The sequence below is a fragment of the Streptosporangium sp. NPDC002607 genome, from assembly GCF_053592655.1.
On the sequence record NZ_JBSFWD010000035.1, the window covers coordinates 72,160 to 85,958 of the forward strand.

Sequence of the window (13,799 nt, forward strand, 5' to 3'; positions counted from 1 at the left end):
GGCTCAGGGCAGGTTCAGGGCCGGGAGGCGGCCAGCACCACCAGCAGCGGGACGACCCGTCCCGGGGGGACCTCGTAGCCGCCCCGGCCGGTGCCGTGCAGCCAGCCTGCGGAGATCAGTTGGCGCAGGTGGTGGTAGACCTGTCCGGTGGTGCCGAGGCCGTCGAGCGCGGTCAGTTCGGCGACGGTGCGGCGACCACCGAGGATCTCGCGGAGCAGGCGCATCCGTACGGAATGCCCCAGTGCCGCGAAGGACTCCGCGGCGTCCGACCAGTTCTCGTCGAGGAGCGCGTCGGTGGGCAGGGCCTGCTGCCATTCGTACAGCTCGTTCGTCGGCAGCCGGACCATCCCGGTGAACAGCACGCCGCCATGGGCGACCTCGTTCTCGGCGAGCTTCGCCTTCAGCCCCTCCAGCGCCCAGAAGTCGGCGTCCTGGGGACGGACGTGGCCCCCGCCGGCGCCCGCCTCCTCAAGCACCGTGAGCCGGCGTTCCAGCTCTGCGACGCGCTCCTCGAGTTCCATTCTTTGATTTTACGTAATTACGTACAACTGTCAAAACTGGGAGGGCTGTGGCCGGGGACGGCAGGTCACGGGCGCCTGCGGGCTCGCAGGATGGCATCGTGGATGATGACCTCGTTGCCTTCGGGGTCGTCGGCGAGGCGCGGTCTGACGTCGGTGACGAGGATGTCCCACAGGTCGGGGTCAAGGGAGTGCGCGACCTCCTCGGCGGTGAAGAACATGTCGGGCACATTGAGCCGGGGCATCGTGGTCTCCAGGTCCAGGATGTGGTGACCGACGATGAGCAGGGTTCCGCCGGGGGCCACCGAGGCGGCCAGCCGGGCGAACAGCGCCTCACGCTGGCCCCCCGGCAGGTGCATGAAATGGGCGGAGACCAGGTCGAAGTGCCCCGGGGTAGGTGTCCAGGCGGTCAGGTCGGCGTGCACCCAGTCGATCCGCCCGGCCACCTCGGCGCCGAGGGCGCCGGCCTGTTCGGCGCCACGCCGCAGGGCGGTGGTGGCGAAGTCCACCGCCGTGACCCGCCAGCCGCGTTCGGCCAGCCAGAGGGCGTCGGCCCCCTCGCCGCAACCGACGTCGAGCGCCGTGCCGGAGGGCAGGTCGGTGGTCTCGGCCACGAGCTGGGGATTGGGGCGACCGCTCCAGACCGCGGCACGGGAAAGGTAGCGCTCCTCCCACGCCTGCTCGTCGAACATGCTCGCGGTGCTCTCGGCCGGGGCGTGGTGGTGGTGGTCGCCGGGTGCCCGCTCGGCGTGGTCGGAGCGGGGCTCGGGCCCGCCGCGGTGAGCGGCGACGGCGTGGCGGGTGTCCTCGGCGATGAGGTCGGCGTTGATGGCCGCGGCGGTGTTCAGCGCCGAGGCGGCGGAGACGATCACCTGGGCGCGCAGGTCCGCGACGTTGCCGGCCACCCACACCCCGGGCACCGAGGTGGCCCCGGTGGGGTCGGCGGGCACGTAGCTGCCGATGACGTGGCCGCCGGCCAGTTGTTCGACCGGCTCCAGCCCGAGGGAGGCGAGCACGCCGGCTCGGGCGGTGAAGCGCGGCGCGACCACCACGGCCTGGCAGGGGACGAGCTCTCCCGAGCGCATCCGGACACCACCGAGCCGGTCGCCGGTCGTCTCCAGGGCGGCGACCTCGCCCTCCACGAGCGTGACGCCCCGGGCGGCCAGCTGCTCGTACTCCTCATCGGTGGGTTTGGGGGCGGTGTGCAGGAACAGGGTCACCCGCGGGCTCCACTGCCGGAACAGCAGGGCCTGGTGCGCGGCCATCGGGCTGTCGGCCAGGACGCCGATCGCCTGGTCGCGGACCTCCCAGCCGTGACAGTACGGGCAGTGCAGGACGTCGCGCCCCCACCGCTCGGCCAGTCCTGGAACGTCGGGCAGCTCGTCCACCAGGCCGGTGGTCACCAGCAGCCGCCGGGCCCGAACCTCCCGGCCGTCGGCGAGCAGTACGCGAAAGCCCTCGCCGCCCTCCAGCCGATGGGCCGAGGTGACGGTGCCGGTCACGATCTCACCGCCGTAACCGGTCACCTCGGTGCGGCCGACGGCCAGCAGCTCGCCGGGGGGTGTGCCCTCGCGGCCCAGGTAGTTGTGCACATGCCCGGCCGGGGCGTTGCGCGGGGCACCGGCGTCGACCACCAGCACCGAGCGGCGTGCCCGGCTCAGGGTCAGGGCCCCGCTGAGCCCGGCCGCGCCACCACCGACGACCACCACGTCGTACTTCTCCTCCACCGCGTGCTCTCCTCTGCTCGTCGTACGGCCGGAGTGGGATCACGGCGGCCGTCTCGTCGCTGAACTATCCGCGCACGGCGGCAGATTTGACAAATGCCTTTGCCGGGATGGCAAATAGGTGGCATGAACGACGACGCTCTCACCCCAGACGAAGCCCTCGACAGGGTCATCGACGCGGTAGGCCCGCGCCTGCGGGCACTGCGCCAGCAGCGCGGCGCGACCCTGGCGCAGCTCTCCGAGGCCACCGGGATCTCGGTCAGCACCCTGTCCCGCCTGGAGTCCGGTCAGCGCCGTCCCACCCTGGAACTCATGCTCCTGCTGGCCCGAGCCCACCAGCTCCCCCTGGACGAGCTCGTCGGCGCGCCGGAGACCGGCGACCCACGCGTCCACCAGCGCCCGATCACCCACAACGGCATGACGTTCGTCCCGCTGACCCGCCGGCCCGGCGGGCTCCAGGCGTATAAAATGATCATTCCGGCGAGCCGGCCCGCCTGCGGGCCGGAACAGCGGGTCCACGAGGGCTACGAGTGGCTATATGTGCTGTCCGGGCGGCTGCGCCTGTCACTCGGCGAGAAGGAGATCGTCCTGATGCCCGGAGAGGTGGCGGAGTTCGACACCCACATCCCGCACGCCTTCAGCAATCCCGGCCCGGAGCCCGCCGAGGCACTCAGCCTGTTCGGCCCCCAGGGCGAACGCCTGCACGTCCGCGCCCGCCCCTCCAGCAGATGATCACTTGGAGCGCCGCACTCAGCTCCGCAGCAGGTCGGCGAGGACCACGGCCTCGCTGATGTCGGCCTGCCTGGTCGCGGTCAGGAGCGTCAGCGTTCGCTGCTTCGCCAGCTCTCGCAGGTGCTCCAGCGCGGTGGCTCGCTCGGGGTCCTTCAGCTCGGCCCGGTAGCGGCGGCCGAACTCCTCGAACCGAGCCGGATCGTGGCCGTACCACTTGCGCAACTCGGTCGAGGGTGCCACCGCCTTGCACCACTCCTGCAGGTGCGCCTTTTCCTTGGACAGCCCGCGCGGCCAGACCCGATCGACCAGCACCCGGGCACCGTCCTGCGCCTCCGGTTCCTCGTAGACCCGGCGCACCCGTACTTTTGATTCGTTAGCCATGCCGGGGTCGTTCCCGGATCACGGTAATGAGTAGCCACAGGCCCGGATACCGGGTGGAGTCGGTCCGTCGATCAGCTGGGCGACAGCGTGACGTTGACCTCGTAGTCGGGACCGCCGTTGCCGGAGATCTGCCGCAGGTGGTGGCGGACGCTGGTGGTCAGCGGGTTGAGCCTGATGTGGTGGCGGGCGATGAGGTCATCCGGTGCCAGGGAGTCCACCTCCCAGATCTCGATGGTGGCCTGGCCACCCTGGGCGACGAACGAGGGCTTGATCGAGGAGGGAGTCGCCCAGGCCGGGTAGCTGTGGCTACCCGGCGGGCACGGAATCTGGTCGGGGCTGTAGCAGGAGTTCGCCCGGACCGGCATGACCGACCCGCCGCTCGGCCAGACACGCACGGTCTGGCTGGAGGACGCCGTTGGCCAAGGTCCGATGATCTTAATGAAGATCTCGTCACCGTCACCGCCTTCCTGCGTCCGCCACGGGATGATCGTGTCCAGAGCGACCCGTACCATCGGGCTCCCCGCGGGGGGCGTCGTGCTCCCGCCTCCGCCTCCGCCTCCGGGGTTCTCACTACAGTCGCCGCACGGCGGTTCCACGGGGGGCATGGCGAAAGCGGTACCGGTGGTGAGCGTTTGTGTGCCGCTGAGCACGATGAGCATGGCCATGAGCGCGATGGCCGGACGTTTCCTGTCCATTGGGTCCCCCTTCATTGCTGACCATGACAGACAGTCGTCCAACCGGCTTGGAAGCGACTTGGAACCGGCTACGGCCGTCGTCCTGCCGGCCTACGGGCCGCGCTCGGGAACACCAACGGCTGACCTCGTACGCCACTCGGCCCCGGACCGATGTCCGGGGCCGAGTCGCCGGCCGAATCGGCTAACCGGCTATGGATCCGGACCACAGCTGCGTGGCGCTGGAGTAGACGGGTGACACATCGCCGTCGAAGGTGGAGGACACGGCGGTGTCGTAGCGGTTGTCGAGGTCGATGTCGGAGACGCTCATGGTGACGCCGATGACGTAACCGAGGCCGCGGTCCGGCCGGTACGACGACAGCCAGGGCGAGCCGAGGGAGCCTTTGTCGGTGAAGGGGGAGGTGGCCCCGACGAGGTTGTCGGCGGAGAAATCAATGGGTTGGAAGGGGAACGTCAGGCCCTGAGAGTTTTCGAGGGTTTTGCCGGTGTAGGGCGCGGTGTTGTCCGGGTGGAATCCGGCGGGATAGCCAAAGATGTTGACCGTACGGTTGGGTTGCTGGTTCCAGGCGATGCCCTGTCCGCCGACGTTGTCGCCGAGCCTGCCCGTGTCGGTCAGCCCGCCGGTGGGCGGCTGGGACACGCCGTTGTAGACGACGGCGAACGCGTAGTCGTAGTCATGGTCGGTGTAGGTGTCGAACGCGTAGTGAGCGACGGCGCTCTTGCCCACGTAGAGGCCCCACGGCAGCGCGTCGTCGGTGTAGCCGGGGACGAAAGCCCAGTTGGCCAGCGTGGTGGCGCTGCCGGCGGTGTCGTACACGCAGTGCGCGGCGGTGAGGACCAGGTTGCGCTGGGCCGAGTTCATCGACGTGCCGCTGCACCAGTGCGGCCGGCCGTCCGCGCCGACGAAGAACACCTTGCCCGTGGTGGTGGGCAGGTTGACGTTCTCCGAAAGCCCGGCGGCCTTCCGCGCGCGGCCCACCGGCTCCACCGCCGTGGGCTCTGCGGCCAGGGGCTTCGCCGCGGTGGTCTGCCTCCTTCCGGAGATCACGGTCTGCACCCCGTACGGCGTGGCCTGGAGCAGGTTTTTCCTGGAGTCGCCGAGCCAGAAGTTCGCCACCTGCTGAGCCTGGGTGGTGCCGGAGGTAAGGGAGACCGTAACGGGGCCGGTGCTGGCCTGCGCGGGTAAGGCGGTGAGAACCAGGCTGAACAGGGCTACGCCGAAACCGAGCACCAGAGGATTGCGGCTCATCGGCGGATCGTCGTCCGGCCGGATACTGGTCCCGGTTTCGGGGTGTCCGGAGGAAAAGGCGCCCCCGTCCCCCCGATGAATAACATCGCCCGACCCGACATCAGGGCGTTTCTTCCGAAACTGTGGAAAGCGGCTGCTGCGCGGCGAGCGGCATTCCATCGGCTGATCGTCCTTGGACCTGGTCAAGATCTTCCTCTCCGTCGTCGTGCACGCGCCTGGATCTGCCCTTGCCGGCATGCGACGTCTTGTCGCGCCGCTCCAGGAGCGAAGGTCGACGATGACGTTAGGAGGCGGTAGTGGTGATCAGCTTGTGGATCAGTTGGAGGTCCCGGCCGGGCGACCGCCCGCTACGCCGCGGGTGACCGGTCCGCCCCCGAGCGTCTCCTCCTGCTCCGTGACTCCAAGGACCTCGACGGCCCGGTGCCGGCTTTCACTCCCTTGAATCCGGCCTGATGGCCTGATCGCCTGATCGCCCGGTGCCGGTGCCCCGGGCGGGTCGAGCGGAGGACCGGCCACGGGGCAGGGCGGGAAGGGACACTTTTGCGGCCCTTCCCGCCCTGCCCCCGTGAGCGGGTTTCACGGTTCGGGGGAGAGCCGGTCGGCGGCGTGTTCGATGGCGGTGCTCACTCGGTCGGCGAGGAGGCCGACCGCGCCGACCGCGCGGGTCATCGGGTCGTCCTCGGCGCCGCCGAGGGCCTGGGAGCGGAGGTAGGCGGTCTTCACCTCGGTCCATCGGGCGGCCTGCTCGGCGGTCAGGGTGCCACGTAGTTCGGCGAGTTTGAGCAGGTTGGCCTCGGCCCCTGAGGTGAGGGTCTGGGCCTCGCCGAGGTAGTGATCGTCGATCACCGCCTCCAGTTCGGCGTCGTTCATCACCGGGACGACCCGGGCCGCGAGCTTGTTCATGTTCCGGTACGAGCCCTGGAGCTGATAGGGCGGCTCGGTCCGCGAGGCGTCCGACTGGGCGGCCGAGGCGATGTACGCCTGGTTGTTGGCCAGCACCACCTTCTGGATCCGGAGCAGCTTGCGGAGCACCGCGAGGACCTGTTCCAGCTCCACCGAGGAGTACGGGTGGGAGAGCTGGTCGGCCCGGACCCCCGAGTCGCCCCGCGCCAGCCGTACCAGCAGGCGGATGTCGTCGCGGTCGCGGGTGGAGAGCGGGGACAGGACCGGGTTGGAGGTCAGCGCGTTGTCGATGTAGCTCAGCGCGAACAGCTCGTCCCGGCCGGACAGCACGTCACCGAGGTTCCACACGTCGGCGCGGTTGGCGAGCATGTCGGGGATGCGGAAGCGCTTGCCGGACTCGGTGTACGGGTTGCCCGCCATGCAGACCGCGAAGCGCTTGCCGCGCAGGTCGTAGGTGCGGGTCCTGCCCTCCCAGACACCCTCCATCCGGCGCTGGCCGTCACAGAGCGAGATGAACTTCTGCAGCAGCTCCGGGGAGGTGTGCTGGATGTCGTCCAGGTAGAGCAGCACGTTGTTGCCCATCTCCAGCGCGAAGGAGATCTTCTCGATCTCCTGCCGTGCCGTCGCGTCGGGCGCCTGCGCCGGGTCCACCGAGGTCACCAGGTGGCCCAGGGCAGGGCCGTTGACCTTGACGAAGATCAGCCCCAGCCGGTTTGCCACGTACTCCATCAGGGTGGTCTTGCCGTAGCCGGGCGGGGAGATGAGCAGCAGCATGCCCATCTGGTCGGTCCGCTTGGCATCCCCGGCCGCGCCGAGCTGCTTGGCCAGGTTGTCGCCGATCAGCGGCAGGTAGACCTCGTCGAGCAGCTGGTTGCGGACGAAGGCGGTCATCACCTTCGGCTGGAACTCCTCAAGGCGCAGCCGCTCACGCTCGGCCGCGACCAACTCGTTGCGCCGCTTCTGGTAGGCGCGGTACGCGGGGACGCGGTGGTCGCGGAAGTGCCGGGTCCTGGCCAGGAACTCGTCCAGCCGCAGCTGGATCGCGCGCCCGGAGATCCGGGGGTGCGCGCCGAGCAGCCCCTCGACCGTGGCGGTCAGCGCCGCGGACGAGTCGTGCCGCGCCACCTCGCAGAGCAGTACGGCAACCGCCTCCACCAGCTCCGCCGATCCGGAGGCCGATGCCGAGCCCAGCCCGGAGCCCGGCGTCGAGACGTCAAAGGCGGACAGCCATGCCTCAGCCAGGCGGTGACGCCCGGAGAGGTCGTCGCCGAGCGCTCGCAGGTCGTCCTCGAACTCCTGGCGCGCGGGGCCGAGCGCCCGGTCGAACCGGTCGAGCAGCGACCGTGCCCCCGCGCTCGTCACGAACCCGAACGGCTTGCCCGCCAGCTCCTCGAAGAGATACTCCCCGGCCAGTTCGAAGACGCCCTCGTCTCCCTGTGCGCGGGTCCCGGTCGCCCGGGGCGCCCCGGACGTGCTCGCGGCGGCCACGGCGAGCGCGCCCGCCGGGCTCTCCGGCCGGCCGTGGAGACCCCGGCTGAAGGACGCGATCGCGGAGCCGAGGGCGGCACGGGTCTCCCGTACCGCCTCCACCTGGCCGAACAGGGTCCGGGCCCGGGCCAGCGACGTCGCCCGGGTGGTCCAGGTCGCGCGGGCGGCCTCGTCGGTGCCGTAGGTCCAGAAGAGCTGGGCGGCGGCCCGCGCCGCCGGCGGGTAGCGGAGCAGGCCCGCGCCCGCGTGCAGGCGGAGCGCCGCCTGCAGGATCGCGGTGGCGTCGTGGTCGTGGACGCCCCGCTCGTAGCCCTCGTCGTAGCGGGTCTCCGCCACCCGGCGGACGATCTCCAACAGCTCCCCGTCGGCCACCGCCGCCTCGTGCAGCGCGTCCAGGGAGACCTGCCGCTCGCCCAGGGGCAGGGTGCCGGACTCGGCGGCGGCCAGGATGGCGGCGGCCAGGTGCTCGCCCCGGTAGACCTCCGGCGACTCCGAGACCGTCAGCTGGTTCCAGAACGGCCGGGTCTCCTCGAAGGCCGCGTCAAGCACCGGGGAACGGTAGTCGGTCCCGGTGACGGCGAACGCCATCCGGCCTTCGTGCGGGACCAGGGTCAGGTCGGCCGGCTGGGTGTTGACCGCGAACAGGTGGCGGCCGAGCCGGATGGTCTCGCCGCCGTCGGTGTAGAGGTCGAGCCGGTCGCGCAGGGCGCGGCCCGCCTCCTGGCGGGCGGACTTGACCCGGCCTTCGAGCTCCTCGGCGCGGACCTGGTCGCCCAGCGCGCGCAGCTCACCGGCCACGCTCTTGAGCTTGAGCACCATCGGGTCGGACCCGAAGTAGGTGTTGACCTCGTCCAGCGACTTCAGCCCGGCCAGGCGGCGTCGTACGCTCGACAGGATCCGGGTCGCGGAGTCGGCCAGCCGGTCGGCGCGGCGGGCCCGTTCGTCGAGCAGCGCCTGGCGGCGCGAGGAGAACGCCTCATAGACGTCCTCCCGCTTCGAGGACAGCTGCCCCAGGAAGTCGTCGAACTCGGCGAAGCGCGACTCCAGGTTCTCCAGCTGGAGCATCAGCCGGCCCAGCTGCTCGTCGCAGCGCTCGGGGGTGTCGGACATCGCCAGCGCCCCGGTGATCGCCTGCCCCAGCAGGGCGTACTCGGCGGCGAAGGCGGCCCTGCCCTCACCGGCCAGCAGCTCCCCGCGCCGGGCGTCCAGCGTGGCGCGGGCGCGGTTGACGCCGCCGAGCACCTCGCCGACCCGTTCCAGGATGGCGGTCCGCACGGTGGCGTCGGCGATGTCGAGCGTGCCGACCACCTCGACCACGATCTCCAGGCCCCGCGCCTGCCGCTCCAGCCGTTCGCCGATCGGCCCGGCCTCGGCCACGGTCGCGATGGCGCCCGCCTCGGAGACCAGCGACTCGACCTCCGCGTGGTAGCCGGCGAAGGCGTCGTCGCCGCGCAGGAAGCCCGCGGCGCGCTGCGCGGTGCTGTCCAGCTCGGCCGCCAGCTCCGCGTCGAGCGCGTCGATCCTGGCGACGTCGACGTGGCGCAGCTCGCGCAGGGTCACCAGGTGCCCCTGCGACTGGCGCAGCTGCGAGAGCCGGTCCACCCAGCCCTGGGCGGACCTGGGCGCCTCGCTCCGCGCGTGCCGTACCAGCGCGGTGATGTCGGCGGCGGTGGCCTCCAGCGCCTCGGCGGCCTGCCGGGTGAGCGACTGGACGTTCTCGAACTCGTCCAGCACCTGCTCGGCGGTGGCCCGCACGTCGGCGAGCGGGCCGCGCAACCCGTGCTCGCCCAGCCAGTGGTAGTGGTCGAAGACCCGGGCGCAGGAGGCGATCAGCGCCTCGAAGACCGGGATCGACGGCGCCATCTCGTCGACCATCCCGGCCACCGAGAGGCAGTCGGAGATGCCCCGGACCAGCTCCGCGTTGCCGATCCGCTCCAGCGGGCCGGTGCCGACCGGACGGCCGGCGGCGTAGAGGTCCGACTGGTACGCGGTCTGCCAGACCTGCATCGGGTGGACGCGGGTGGGCTCTTCGGAGGTGGCCCTGAAGACGACCAGCGTGCCGTCGTCGAACAGCGAGTAGCCGTGGCAGGAGAGCGGATTCGCCACCTGCTTGCGGATCACGTTGTACGGCAGCAGCAGCGAGCGCCCCTCGGCGCGGGCGTGGAAGACGTACAGCACGTCCTCGCCGTTGGGGGAGCGGATGACCCGCTCGAACTCCAGCTCGGACACGTCGGTGTCGAAGGTCTTGCTGACCCCGGTGGACAGGTAGTAGCCGCCGGGGAAGATGATCCCCTGGTCCTCGGGCAGGCGCTGGCAGGCCTGCCCGATGCCGTCGAGGCGGACCACGCCCTTGGTCCGGGTGTTGAAGACCAGGTACCGCCAGTCGGGCTCCTTGTACGGCCGGATCCGGAGCAGGATCAGCGGGCCGATCCTGGCGTGCTGGACCTCCGCGTCGGCGAGGCTCTGCAGCGGCTCGGTGACGGGCTCGCGGTAGATGCCCTCACCGGACTCGGTGTTGTTCTCGATCTTGATGGTGAGGTCGCCGCCGACGGTCTCGACGAACACCTCGCCCTGGATCGAGATGTGCGGGTGGCGGCCGAGCACGTGGTCGTCGCGGGTGGCGGGGGTCCACTCGAAGTCGTGCGAGGGCGGGAACGTGTGGTCGCGCTCCCCCCGGTCGTCGATGTAGGTGAGCGTGCCGTCCACCCCGACCTGCCAGCGCAGCACCCGGGTGTCCTGCGGGCCGGTCTGGAAGACGGCCAGCAGCTTGCCCTCGACCCGGCGGAGCTGGAGCAGCCGGGTCTCCCGGTAGTACCGGTAGAGCTCGGCGAAGTCCCGCTCGAAGCGCGGGTCACGGAACATCGGCGCCGGGTCGAACCGGAACGCGTCCGCCGTGTCCCGTACGAACGTGTGCATGGAGAAGACGTCCGCGACGGCCGTCTCCGGCTTCAGCCCGATGAACACGTTGTAGCCGAAGAGCATGAGCCCGCCGACCGAGACGATGTCGCGCGGCACGCAGTTGTTCTCGGTGCGTATCCGCTCGGTGCCGATCAGGCGCAGTTCGGCTCCGCCGAACACCGCCAGGCGTTCGGCGTTGAGCGCGTCGGACCGCCTGGCCAGCTCGGCGGCCTGTTCGGCCAGCCGGGCGCGGAGCACCTCGTAGGTGCCCGCGTCCAGCCCGGCCCCCTCCGCGCCGGGGGCGTCGGTGACGGCCTCCGCCGTGGAGGACGTCACTTGCCGGCGGAGTTGAGCGCGGCGACCGGGACCTCGGTGGTGGTGGCCGCGGCCTGGGCCTCGCTCAGCAGGCCGCGGAGCCGGTCGGCGTCGGGGCCGCCGTCCTTGATCAGTTTCACCAGCAGCGCGGACAGCGAGAGGTTCCGCACGTCGGCGGTGTCGATCGAGCCGAGGACCCTGCTCAGGTCGGCGGGGAGGCTCGCCGAGCCGTTCAGGTAGGGCTCGGCCAGCGTGCGGGCGACGTCGGAGTGCTCCATGAAGCCGTCCACCGCCTTGCCCATGGTGATCGAGCTCATCAGCTTGTCGAAGAACACGCTGTCGCCGCCGACGATGTCGATGTTGGCCTTGGACAGGCCGGCGGAGACCACGGAGGCCTGTGCCTCGGCGATCTTGAGCTGCACGTTCACCCCGGCGAGGCGGATCTCCTTCTCGGCCTCCAGCCGCAGGCGGTACTCCTCGTGGGCGCGGGTCGCGTCGGTGAGCGCGGCCATCGCCGCGGCCTTCTCGGTGAGACCCTCGGCCTCGGCCTTGAGCTTCTCGCCGACCGTCGCGGCGGCGGCCAGTGCCATGGCCTGCTCGCCCTCGGCCTCCGCCTTCAGCTTCTCGCGCACCGCGGTGGCCACGGCGTGCGCCTTGGCCTGCTCGCCCTCGGCGACGGCCAGTGCCTTCTCCCGCTCGACGGAGGCCTCGGCGCGGCCGACCTTCTCGATCGCCGCGGCGTCCCGCTCGCGCACCTGCACCTCGGCCAGGCCGGGAGCGGCGGTCTCGGCCTGGATGCCCTCGGCCAGACGGATCTTGGCGCGGGCGTCGAGCTCGGCGGCCTGCTGCCGGGACTCGGCCAGCACCAGCGCCTCGCGGGCCCGGTGCTTGGACGCCGCCTCGGAGGCCTCGGCCGCCTTGATGTCCTTGACCAGGCTCTCCTGCGCCTCGGCCTCGGCCTGGATGATCACGGCCTGGCGGGTCCGCTCGGCCTCCTCGACCACCCGCAGGCGCTTGATGCTCTCCTCCTGCTCGGCGACGGTCTTCTCCACCACGATCCGCTCGCGGATCACCTCGGCGATGGAGCGCTTCTCGCCCTCCAGCTCCTTGTCCTTGGAGATGCGCGACAGCTCGGTCTCGCGCTCGCGGGCGATGACCTCCAGCAGACGGTCCTTCTCGATCCGCTCGGTCTCGATGGCGAGGACCCGCTCACGGTTCTTCGCCGCCACCGCGATCTCGCGGGCCTGGTTCTCCTGCTGGATGCCGAGCTGCTCGTCGGTACGGAGATTCGCGGCGTGCGCCTTGAGCCGCTCCTCGGCCTGGACCTTGGCGGTCTCCGCCTCCTCGCGGGCACGCATGGTCTCGACCTCGCGCTTCTGCTTGATCTCCGCGTCGGCCTGGCGGCGCTCAAGTTCCAGGATGGCCTCCCGCGCGTCCACGTTCTGGCGGGTGATCTCCTTCTCCTCGCGACGCTGGAACTCGTTGGTCCGTACGTGCTCGATGGCGGTCAGCTCGGTGATCTTCCTGATGCCCTGCGCGTCGAGGATGTTGTTCCGGTCGAGGGACATCAGCGAGGTCTGCTCGAGGTAGTCGATGGCCGCGTCCTCAAGGCTGTAGCCGTTGAGGTCGGTGCCGATGACCTGGATGATCTGGTCGCGGAACCGGTCACGCTGGGTGTAGAGGTCCACGAAGTCGAGCTGCTTGCCGACCGTCTTGAGCGCCTCGGAGAACTTGGCGTTGAACAGCTCCTGCAGCGTTTCCTGGTCGCTCGCGCGGGCGGTGCCGATGGCCTGGGCGACCTTCACCACGTCCTCGACGGTCTTGTTGACCCGGACGAAGAAGGTGATGCGGATGTCGGCCCGGATGTTGTCGCGGCAGATCAGGCCCTCACGGCCGGTCCGGGCGATCTCGATGGTCTTCACCGAGATGTCCATCAGCTCCGACTTGTGGAAGATGGGCAGCACGATGGCCCCGGTGAAGGTGACGTCCACCTTGTTGATCTTCGAGATGATCAGGGCCTTACCCTGCTCGACCTTGTTGAACAGGCGGCTGATCATGATGAGCAGGCCGACGACGGCGAGGAGGACGACGGCGAGGAGGATGCCGAGTCCAGTGGAGATGACGTCCAAAATGGTCCCTCGGTTAAATAGGACGATCAGGGTCGAGTTCCGCGGCGTACGGCATCACCCAGAAGAACTCGCCGGGGGAGTCATAGGCGAATATCAGGGCGGTGCTTCCGGCGGCGAAGACGTCGTCGCCGGTCTGACGCACTTGAACGAGAGCGGAGGAGCCGTCCGGAGCGGTGACCTCGGCCTGGCCGAAGTCACTGCCGACCCGGCTTGTGCGGATGACGCACGCACGGCCCACGAAGTCGGCGCGGGAGGGGACGCGCTCCTTCGGGATGAGACGTCGCAGCGGGAGCACGATGAGACGCGTGCACGCCCAGGCGCAGACCAGCGCCGCGACCAGTACCGCCACCAGGGCGGGGGTGCCGGTGAACAGTGTGCCGCCCACGAGGCTCGCGAACCAGGCGACGACGACCAGCAGTGAGATGACCAGTGCGGCCGGGACCCCGCCGAGTCCCAGACCGCTCAGGAAGCCGGTGGCCCCCGAGGCTTCGGAGCCGTCGCCGTCACCGTCGAACCCGAACACGCCGAACACGACGAGCACCCAGTACGCGATGATCACCAGGAGCAGGAACGTGAACAGGACGGTCGGAAAAGACAGCGTGGCATCGACGAACTGGCCCATTGGCGTGTGAGGTCCCCCTGCTGGCGTACCGGACCGCGCTCCCCCGAGCGCGTGTTGGTGACTATATACAGGTAAAGATTGGTTAAAGGGAATAGTTCCCAAATTGGAAAAATATCCGTATTAACTGCTCCACCTGCGGGTTCCCGGG

General features: G+C 70.2%; 9 protein-coding genes. 1 reads left to right on the plus strand and 8 read right to left on the minus strand.

Annotation, left to right across the window (positions count from 1 at the left end; translation table 11 throughout):
- Positions 1 to 14: 14 nt before the first annotated feature.
- Entirely contained in the window at positions 15 to 521 is a 507-nt protein-coding gene (locus ACWD3H_RS32265; RefSeq protein WP_451957674.1) for an ArsR/SmtB family transcription factor, read from the minus strand.
- Between the two features lie 65 nt (positions 522 to 586).
- Positions 587 to 2,245 (minus strand): methyltransferase domain-containing protein, encoded by a 1,659-nt coding sequence (locus ACWD3H_RS32270; protein ID WP_451957675.1) that lies wholly within the window; start codon positions 2,243 to 2,245, stop codon positions 587 to 589.
- A gap of 123 nt (positions 2,246 to 2,368) precedes the next feature.
- Here ACWD3H_RS32270 and ACWD3H_RS32275 point away from each other — a divergent pair, with 123 nt between their 5' ends.
- Complete coding sequence (locus ACWD3H_RS32275; protein WP_355552802.1) at positions 2,369 to 2,974, plus strand: helix-turn-helix domain-containing protein; 606 nt, start codon at positions 2,369 to 2,371, stop codon at positions 2,972 to 2,974.
- An 18-nt stretch (positions 2,975 to 2,992) separates the two neighbouring features.
- Here the strand turns inward: ACWD3H_RS32275 and ACWD3H_RS32280 are convergent, their stop codons facing one another.
- The 6 genes from ACWD3H_RS32280 to ACWD3H_RS32305 form a co-directional block, all read right to left on the minus strand.
- A complete protein-coding gene (locus tag ACWD3H_RS32280) occupies positions 2,993 to 3,355 on the minus strand; it encodes a DUF488 domain-containing protein (RefSeq protein WP_451957676.1) in 363 nt (120 codons plus the stop codon).
- Between the two features lie 71 nt (positions 3,356 to 3,426).
- Positions 3,427 to 4,050, minus strand: a complete 624-nt coding sequence (locus ACWD3H_RS32285) for a hypothetical protein (RefSeq protein ID WP_451957677.1) — start codon at positions 4,048 to 4,050, stop codon at positions 3,427 to 3,429.
- Positions 4,051 to 4,231: 181 nt separating this feature from the next.
- The gene (locus tag ACWD3H_RS32290) at positions 4,232 to 5,296 is read right to left on the minus strand and encodes a trypsin-like serine peptidase (RefSeq protein WP_451957678.1); all 1,065 of its coding nucleotides are present in this window, start codon (positions 5,294 to 5,296) and stop codon (positions 4,232 to 4,234) included.
- Between the two features lie 576 nt (positions 5,297 to 5,872).
- Complete coding sequence (locus ACWD3H_RS32295; RefSeq protein WP_451957679.1) at positions 5,873 to 10,921, minus strand: DNA repair ATPase; 5,049 nt, start codon at positions 10,919 to 10,921, stop codon at positions 5,873 to 5,875.
- Entirely contained in the window at positions 10,918 to 13,029 is a 2,112-nt protein-coding gene (locus tag ACWD3H_RS32300) for a flotillin family protein (RefSeq protein ID WP_355552812.1), read from the minus strand. Before ACWD3H_RS32300 ends, ACWD3H_RS32295 begins: the two co-directional genes overlap by 4 nt.
- Positions 13,030 to 13,042: 13 nt before the next feature.
- Positions 13,043 to 13,651, minus strand: coding sequence for a hypothetical protein (locus tag ACWD3H_RS32305; protein WP_350928017.1), 609 nt, complete (start codon positions 13,649 to 13,651; stop codon positions 13,043 to 13,045).
- Between the last annotated feature and the right edge of the window lie 148 nt (positions 13,652 to 13,799).

Coding starts and splice junctions, on each gene's coding strand:
- ACWD3H_RS32265 (WP_451957674.1), bottom strand. CDS start 521: ATGGAACTCGAGGAGCGCGTCGCAGAGCTGGAACGCCGGCTCACGGTG.
- ACWD3H_RS32275 (WP_355552802.1), top strand. CDS start 2,369: ATGAACGACGACGCTCTCACCCCAGACGAAGCCCTCGACAGGGTCATC.
- ACWD3H_RS32280 (WP_451957676.1), bottom strand. CDS start 3,355: ATGGCTAACGAATCAAAAGTACGGGTGCGCCGGGTCTACGAGGAACCG.
- ACWD3H_RS32285 (WP_451957677.1), bottom strand. CDS start 4,050: ATGGACAGGAAACGTCCGGCCATCGCGCTCATGGCCATGCTCATCGTG.
- ACWD3H_RS32290 (WP_451957678.1), bottom strand. CDS start 5,296: ATGAGCCGCAATCCTCTGGTGCTCGGTTTCGGCGTAGCCCTGTTCAGC.
- ACWD3H_RS32305 (WP_350928017.1), bottom strand. CDS start 13,651: ATGGGCCAGTTCGTCGATGCCACGCTGTCTTTTCCGACCGTCCTGTTC.